The organism is Nitrospira sp. CMX1, assembly GCF_054902215.1.
On record NZ_JBUBKD010000029.1, the window covers coordinates 21,969 to 29,451 of the forward strand.

Annotated in this window: 8 protein-coding genes; 5 read left to right on the plus strand and 3 right to left on the minus strand. The window is 51.5% G+C overall.

All coding sequences use genetic code 11. The features are described from left to right. Positions 1-29: 29 nt before the first annotated feature. The 3 genes from ACYX34_RS08145 to bfr (ACYX34_RS08155) all read right to left on the minus strand — a co-directional run bounded on the left by ACYX34_RS08145 (position 30) and on the right by bfr (ACYX34_RS08155) (position 2,103). Positions 30-857, minus strand: coding sequence for a hypothetical protein (locus ACYX34_RS08145; RefSeq protein WP_462076058.1), 828 nt, complete (start codon positions 855-857; stop codon positions 30-32). Positions 858-1,147: 290 nt separating this feature from the next. Continuing rightward, positions 1,148-1,618, minus strand: coding sequence for a bacterioferritin (gene bfr / locus ACYX34_RS08150; protein WP_462076059.1), 471 nt, complete (start codon positions 1,616-1,618; stop codon positions 1,148-1,150). Positions 1,619-1,626: 8 nt separating this feature from the next. Next, complete coding sequence (gene bfr, locus ACYX34_RS08155; protein ID WP_462076060.1) at positions 1,627-2,103, minus strand: bacterioferritin; 477 nt, start codon at positions 2,101-2,103, stop codon at positions 1,627-1,629. A 380-nt stretch (positions 2,104-2,483) separates the two neighbouring features. Between bfr (ACYX34_RS08155) and ACYX34_RS08160 the strand changes: the two genes are divergently transcribed. The 5 genes from ACYX34_RS08160 to ACYX34_RS08180 all read left to right on the plus strand — a co-directional run bounded on the left by ACYX34_RS08160 (position 2,484) and on the right by ACYX34_RS08180 (position 6,882). Next, positions 2,484-3,071 carry a hypothetical protein gene (locus tag ACYX34_RS08160; RefSeq protein WP_462076061.1) on the plus strand — a complete coding sequence of 196 codons (588 nt, stop codon included), beginning with the start codon at positions 2,484-2,486 and terminating at the stop codon, positions 3,069-3,071. Between the two features lie 27 nt (positions 3,072-3,098). After that, positions 3,099-3,722, plus strand: a complete 624-nt coding sequence (locus ACYX34_RS08165) for a hypothetical protein (RefSeq protein ID WP_462076062.1) — start codon at positions 3,099-3,101, stop codon at positions 3,720-3,722. Between the two features lie 69 nt (positions 3,723-3,791). Further along, positions 3,792-4,376 (plus strand): hypothetical protein, encoded by a 585-nt coding sequence (locus ACYX34_RS08170; protein WP_462076063.1) that lies wholly within the window; start codon positions 3,792-3,794, stop codon positions 4,374-4,376. Between the two features lie 38 nt (positions 4,377-4,414). Next, complete coding sequence (locus ACYX34_RS08175; RefSeq protein ID WP_462076064.1) at positions 4,415-4,870, plus strand: copper resistance CopC family protein; 456 nt, start codon at positions 4,415-4,417, stop codon at positions 4,868-4,870. Next, the gene (locus ACYX34_RS08180; RefSeq protein WP_462076065.1) at positions 4,867-6,882 is read left to right on the plus strand and encodes a CopD family protein; all 2,016 of its coding nucleotides are present in this window, start codon (positions 4,867-4,869) and stop codon (positions 6,880-6,882) included. Before ACYX34_RS08175 ends, ACYX34_RS08180 begins: the two co-directional genes overlap by 4 nt. Positions 6,883-7,483 lie beyond the last annotated feature (601 nt).

Sequence of the window (7,483 nt, forward strand, 5' to 3'; positions counted from 1 at the left end):
ACGCATCAGCGGCGTCAGCGTCAGCATAGTTAGCCAATCCGTTTCAAGAGCCATCCTGACTTATGCCAATGGATGATCCGTCTCATGCCGCGCAAAGTAGGTCCGGCTCCGCCGATGGCCACGGCATCCACTAGACAGTACCAGGCCCCAGCGCCGCTCGGAGGATTGCCCTGCGGCCATCCCAAGAGAGGATCGATAGACGCCCACTCCCAGGCTCCGACCGCGGTGCCGATCAATTCCAGCCAGGTGGTGATAAAAAACGCTGCCAGGTAGATCATCGGTGAGCGACCGATTAACAACCAGACCAAAAAAATTATAAACAACAAGGCTCCAACCCAATCTCCACGATCCGGATACCCAGTGACTCCCCACAGGGACCAACTTCCCCAGACCCCAATGACAAAGAGAGCGATTTTCCCAGGGTGGTGTACAAATAGAGCTGATCGTGCAAGGGCAACCGCCGTCAGATACACCATCCCGTGTCCTGGTGGAACGTAGGCAGGCACATTTTCAAAGCGGTAGGTGTAGCCTCCCATGTACAAAGAGGCAAAGTGCTCTCCAATGGTAGCAAAGAGGACTGCAATGATGACTTGTGCCTTTGTTTCGTGATTTTCTCCGATGAGCAAAGCAGCGAGAAAGATCCATGCACAGGTTCCAAGGAATTGTTGTCGCTCGACACTGGCATTGATCTCCATTACACAGCTAATTGCGACGCTGAAGAACGTGAAGACGGCAATTCCGTAGTCCCTTACGCGGTGGCGATCATGGGCAGTGGGGACAGGGAAATGGCGAATGGCACCTTGGGTAATAGACGTGAGCCACTGGGATGAAGAAGGAGGCGCTGATGGGGCATTCATATGTTTTTATGATGTCTGTTGGGAACGTGCACTACGGTATGTCGTACTTCAATACGGTTGGCTTCGCTGAATGTGAACCGAACTCGACTTTTATCATACAGGAGCAGGAAAAGGTGGGCAAGTTTGTGTGGTGTCATCAGCTATCTGGGCAGAAAACGGTGAGAGTTTCGGGGAATGGCTATGAGCTAGGAGTAAGAAAATTAGGGGGAAAACTGGGAATGCGAACAGCCCCTGGTCCTCAGCAAGATTAGCGAAGGACCAAGGGCGAGCTTTAGGGGGCAGAGAGTTGCTTACCGCTTGATCTGTTCGGACAGGAACCGCTCGGGACCAACTTGGTCGATGGTTCGGAGTCTTGTCTCGAACCAATCAATATGTCCCTCCGTGTCTTCAAGCATGTGTTCCAGCAGGTGCCGTGTGGTGAAATCAGCAACCGTGGTGCAGTGGGCAATGGCCTTTCGAAGCAATTCGACGTCTTCACGCTCAAACTCAAGATCAGCTCGAAAGAGTGCCACGACATCTTTCCCATGCATCACGGATTCAAGACGTTCCATCTCCGGCGTACCATCCAAGTATAAAATGTGCTGGATAAGTCCGGCAGAGTGCTGCATTTCGTCATTTGCTAGATGGCGATAATATTCATGAAGCCGCTCATATCCCCAGTTTTTACAGAGGCCTGCATGAAGCAGGTATTGATGTATGGCCGTCAGCTCGGCGGTGAGCACGTGGCTGAGTTGTTCCACAACCCCTTCTTTGGCTTTCATGGTCTCCCTCAGGACTCGGGTTTAATTTGTTCAGTGAGGTAGTTCTCAAGCCCTACCTGTTTGATGGTTTCTAATTGGGTTTCGATCCAATCAATATGTCCGTCGACATCCTTCGCCATATCCTCCAACATGTGTCGAGTCGTGAAGTCAGTCACCTTTGCGCAGTGAACGATTCCTTCATTCAGCAAGGTCAGCATTTCCTGCTCCGCCTTCAAGTCTAGCTTCAGTTGTTCCGCTACGGTCTCACCAACTTGGACCGTGTTCATTCGCTGTACATTTGGGACCCCCTCCAAATAGAGGATGTGACCGATGAGTTCGTCGGCATCCTTCATTTCATCAATACTTCGTTCTCGTACCTTACGCTGGAGCCGTTCATAGCCCCAGTTCTCGCACATTTTCGCATGGACGAAGTACTGGTTGATGGCCGTCAGGTCTGCGGTCAAAATCTTGTTCAAAATTGTGACAACCCCATCCTTTGCCTTCATGATGAACGCCCTCCTTTTTCCTTTTTATGTCAGCTCCATGACTTTTCTCATTATCAGCACGTCTTGGCGGCATCGTCAACCCAAGAAATAGATCCATTTCGAGTTTGCCTCTCAATGTCGATGAAATGAGTTCTCAGTGCTGTCAGAGGGTGTGTCTGAGCAGTGCGTATTCCACGGGTTTGTGCGGTGTCCCTATGTGGGGAGAATGGAAGTGCCGTGATGGGGAGGGGTGAGTGAAGTTTACCATGGACCGCATATTGACGAGCAAACTCCCTGGTGACGCAGATTTCAGGGGATGCGATCGAGTACTTGAAAGAATCGCTTGCGGGGTGGTACATTTTTCAGATTCAAATTGTCTGAACTATTTCATAATTGAAGTCATGATGAAGCAAATAACATGTGTTGGTGTCCTTCTTTTTATCCTTGCGATCGCAGGAGTCTTCAGTCCGAGGCTTGTCGCAGCGCACGGCAATGTATCCATTGAGGAGGATATCTGCGTGCGCAAGGTTGGTGGGAATATGGTGCACTTAAGCGCCTATCAACCACAGATTGAGCCGAAGGCTGAGTACTGTACGGACATTCCAGATGTCGGTGATACCTTCCTGGTAGTGGATCTTGTTGACCCTGGATTGCGTACACTCCCTGTCGGCGTCAAGATCATTCGTGGAGTCAATGAAAACGATCAAGATGAAGCTAAGACTGTCGCGTATTGGAAGCCGGTCTCCCATCCGGATGGGATTCTCCGGGGAGAAGCACGGCTGGAGAAGGGCCTCTATAAATTGATTATCACGGCAGAAGGCCTGAGCCCTTCGGCATATTTGCTCCGAGTACAACAGGTCGACTACTCGAAGCTCGGACGTTCGGCGCTCGGACCACTGGCGTTGTTGCTGGTGCTTGGTGTGGTAGGGTACGAGCTCTCCAAGTCGAGCCGAGTGCGAAATTGGTGGGCCTCTCGCCGGCGTTCGTGAGGCGCTAGGCCAGTCAGGACGGTATTGATGCAGTCACTTCACTTTTCCACAGAGGGATCATTTATGAGGTCTTTCGTCTATCTCAAGCTAACAGTTGCATGTGTGGTATGTGCCCTGAGCGTCTTCGTCTCTACGCAGGTCTATGCTCACGGCGGACTGTCCATGGCTGAAGACATGTGTAAACTCACGGTCGGTCCGTACATGATGCATTTTAGTGGGTATCAGCCTGAAAATACGCAGCAGAAGCAATTCTGTGAGGATATTCCTGCAACTGGGCACACGATTGTCGTCCTTGACTACATTGAACAAGAACTTCGCACTCTTCCCGCTGAAGTCCGGATTATCAAAGATACCGGGTCGGAGGACAATCTTGAGGCCAATACCGTTTTTCATCTTCCGCCTAAAGTCTACGCCAATGGTTCCATTGATTTTAACCATACATTTGAGCAGCCGGGGAAGTTTGTTGGCATCGTGACGGTAGGGGAAAAGGGAGAACATATTTCAAAATTTCCGTTCTCGGTCGGAGAGCCGAAATTCTTTTCAAAATTCTTGAATATTTATATGGTGCCTGTGCTCGCGGTGGTCATTGTCGGGGCTATCGTCTTTTTCATGCGGGATCGTGGGAAGCCGTCACAGATTGCGACTTCCTAACACGGGTGGCGTCGAGGAAAGTTGTGAGCGCTGAGTTGTAAGGAAAGAAGAGAAAGAAGAGGTTGTACGATGTTCTCTCGCGTTCTGGTTCCTATATGGATCTGTTGTCTGTTTCTGCTGATTGCAGCGCCGTTTCCGGCGATGGCCCAGCACGGACATGAGTTAGCAGCCGATACCTGTGTCCTCCATGTTGGTCCCTATAAGATGTATTTCCATAGCTATTTGCCGGATATGTATTATGACCGACAGTTTTGTCAGGAACTTCCCGCCGCCGGAAATGCGGTGTTGGTCCTGGACTTTGTGGAGCATGAGCTTCGTTCTGTTCCGGTTGAAGTCAGAGTGATGAACGACACAGGTTCAGAAGGGAACCTTGAATCTTCGACGATTGCCCATCTTCCGGCCAAGGTCTACCCAACCGGCTCGATTGATGTGAAGTACAATTTTGATAAGCCGGGGAAGTTCGTTGGTCTTGTCTCGGTCGGTGAAAAGCAGGAACATGTTGCTCGGTTTCCATTTTCCGTCGGTGAAACAGGCGCCGTTTCACATCTGATGCACTACATCACGGTCTTTATACCGGTCCTGGTCGGTCTCGTTGTGGCGGTGTATTATACCTTTCGCGACCGTCGGAAGCCTTCGCAAGCCAGTACAACCTAGGCTATATCTGATACAGAACCCTACGATCCGAATGACTCATGAGGCCAAACTTTCTTCGGAACCGAAATGGAACAGGTGGAGGGCGGATGGTCATATCGCTGGATAAGTGTACGGCTCTACGGGTCTCTTTGTCTCTAATGGTTGTGTTGGCTTTGGGCATGCCTGCAGCCTCAGCACTGGCCCATTCAATGTTGGTGAAGGCAGAGCCGCCGCAGCGGGCGGTCCTTACCAAGTCACCGAGTCAAGTGCGTTTGTGGTTCAATGAGCAGATTGAGGGAGATTACGCGTCGTTGGTTGTGCTGGACGACAAGAGCCAGTCAATCACCGAGGTGAAGCCGACTCTCGCACCTGATGATCCCAAATCGATCATCCTGCCGTTGCCGGAGCTGGTACCGGGAAAATACTCCATCAAGTTTCGCGTCCTCTCGGTGGATGGGCATGTCGTCGAATCGTCTTTCGGCTTCACGGTGAAGGGCGAAGCACAAAAGAAATGATCGAGTTTGTTGGTGCGCTGTTTCGTGGTCTGCAGCTCGTTTCCTCTATGCTGCTGATCGGTGGATGTGTATTTTTGGCCATAGCCGGGCAGCAGGCCTCTACGTCTGGGTCTCTCTGGCAGACTCGTCTGGTTAAGACCTTCCCTTGGTTGGGCGTTACCCTTCTCGTCGGCTTAGTAGGTCTCCTTGCCACCACAACGGCTCAAGCGACCGGAATTCCCGACAATGCGTGGGCTTTTCAAGCCTGGATGGATTTCTTGCAGAAGACGCGGATCGGATTTATTTGGATCTTGCGCGCGGCGAGTGCTCTCGCCGTCCTCCTGGTCGTTCTGTATCTTCGGATTTCACCCCCTGCCCAATGGCAATACATCATGGGCGCAGTTGTCGCGGCGCTGCCCCTGACCCTGGGTTCTCTCGCAAGTCATTCCGCAGCCGAAGAGCAGGCAGTCTTCGCCACGGTGACCTATGCTCTGCATCTCATCGTCGCCAGTATCTGGTTTGGCGGGCTTCCTGGTGTGATCCTCGTTGTGTCTACTACGGCGACCAGCTCGGCGGACGAACGATCTCGTGTCAGTGAGGTGTTGAACAGATTTTCAGCATTAGCCTTGTACACGATGATTGCCATTGTCGTATCTGGTCTTGTCGTGGCCAGTCGTATGATCGATACCAACTACGCTGGATTGGTTGCAACAATCTACGGATGGCTACTTATCGCGAAGTTGACGTTACTGGCGATCATTCTTTTGATCGCCTCCCGAGCCCGCTCTGTATGGGTGCCGTCCCTTCTGAAAAGTCCTGAGATGGCAACTGAGGCCGGGAAAAGGCTCAGAAAATGGGTCGCTGTTGAGTTTGGTCTAGCCATTGTGCTCGTCGTGGTCGCAACGGTGTTGGCCAATGCCGTACCGGCCAAGCACGATGTCATCGATAATTGGCCGTATCCGTTCCGATTCTCGATCGACGCCAATTGGGTAGATCCGCTTGTGCGCACGATCGTATTGACTGGTCTCGTATTCCTTATCACGGCTGGGATCACGATTATCCTTGGTCGCAAGAAGCAGTGGACAACCTCATGGCGAATTGCTGTTCCGGCAATGCTAGGGATCCTTGGCCTTGGCGCAACGCTCTATCCGCTTTCTGTACAATCGTACCCGGAAACCTACAGAAAGACCCCGGTTCCGTTTGATGCGATTTCGATTGCCAATGGCGTGGACCTTTTTACGGCGAACTGTATCCCTTGTCATGGACCTCAGGCCAAAGGAAATGGGGTATTGGCAAAAGCGTTACCGAAGCAACCGGTTGACCTGCTCACGGAACCGCACACTGCTATGCATACGGCGGGCGATTTTTTCCATTGGCTCACCTATGGACGATTCAATGGAGTGATGCCGGCCTTCGGAGAGAAGTTTTCCGAAGAAGAACGTTGGGATCTCCTGAATTTCCTGCATGCGAATTCACGAGGATATCAATCGAGGATCATTACTCCTCGCATTTTGCCCGAACAGCCTTTCTTGGCGACACCGAACTTTTCGTATGCTGCGCATGATGGTTCGAGTGGTACTCTGAAAGATTTTCGTGGTAAGCGAGACTTACTGCTGGTTCTCTTTTCCTGGCCAGAGTCGCGAGAGCGGTTCGATCGACTTCGTTCTGCTTCCGCTGAGATTGTAAGGAATAATACATCCATTTTAGCTGTCCCTATGGCCGACTTGTCGCCCGATGATCTGGCCGCAGTCGTGCGGGATACGTCATTCCCGATTGTTACGCAGGGGGCACGCGAGATCTCCAGTAGTTATGCCCTGTTCAGGAGGACGCTCTCTATCCCCGATTTGTTTGGAGAAGGGACGCGACCGAAACACATGGAGTTTCTTTTTGATCGATTCGGGTACCTACGGGCTCGGTGGATCCCTCAGGGCGATGGGGCGGGTTGGACGGATATTGCCCTCCTGACGCAACAGGTCACACAACTCAATCAAGAGCGAGAAATTCTCCCGCCGCCTGGCGACCACGTTCATTGATAGATGTGTCCCGCGTGGGCGCCTGCACGAAGATCAGTTTCTCGCGACGCGATCTTCCATATACCTTTAACCGTTCAGTAGGGGTTGGGATATCGAGTCCAGGCAGGGTTATATCATAGGAATCTACAAGCAACTTTCTCACGTCTTTATCTTGAGGAGGATCCGTACCGGATGGGGAACGACAGATGAGAAGCGATGGGACTCATACCAACTGTAGTTATGGTGTGGTAGGCTACATACCAAATAAGTCGCTTCTTGGACGAGTCAGTTGCTCATCGTATACTCACGCAGTCCCCCTACCAATGTGTGATCTTGACTTCCCTGATTATGAGGGAGTATACCTCAGCCTCCTAACTAAAGCCCATGTTCAAGTGTAGAGTAGGGCTTGGTTGGTCTTCTTCATGATATCTTCATGATATTTTGCTTGACTCATCTCAAAGCTTTGTCGGATACTTGCGGACCTTTTGCGGGCTCCATCGCGAGATTTTGTACAGTGTCTGCGGTGAGGGCTGTGTGTTTGGACCATGGTAATTCAGTAGTTGTACCTTTTCATTTAAAACAAGGAGGTAGCGGACATGGCAGCTGACAGTTCCGGGCGGGG

Bases quoted from the DNA above. Each gene is read 5' to 3' on its own strand.
- ACYX34_RS08145 (WP_462076058.1), bottom strand. From the start codon at position 857: ATGAATGCCCCATCAGCGCCTCCTTCTTCATCCCAGTGGCTCACGTCT.
- bfr (WP_462076059.1), bottom strand. From the start codon at position 1,618: ATGAAAGCCAAAGAAGGGGTTGTGGAACAACTCAGCCACGTGCTCACC.
- bfr (WP_462076060.1), bottom strand. From the start codon at position 2,103: ATGAAGGCAAAGGATGGGGTTGTCACAATTTTGAACAAGATTTTGACC.
- ACYX34_RS08160 (WP_462076061.1), top strand. From the start codon at position 2,484: ATGATGAAGCAAATAACATGTGTTGGTGTCCTTCTTTTTATCCTTGCG.
- ACYX34_RS08165 (WP_462076062.1), top strand. From the start codon at position 3,099: ATGCAGTCACTTCACTTTTCCACAGAGGGATCATTTATGAGGTCTTTC.
- ACYX34_RS08170 (WP_462076063.1), top strand. From the start codon at position 3,792: ATGTTCTCTCGCGTTCTGGTTCCTATATGGATCTGTTGTCTGTTTCTG.
- ACYX34_RS08175 (WP_462076064.1), top strand. From the start codon at position 4,415: ATGAGGCCAAACTTTCTTCGGAACCGAAATGGAACAGGTGGAGGGCGG.
- ACYX34_RS08180 (WP_462076065.1), top strand. From the start codon at position 4,867: ATGATCGAGTTTGTTGGTGCGCTGTTTCGTGGTCTGCAGCTCGTTTCC.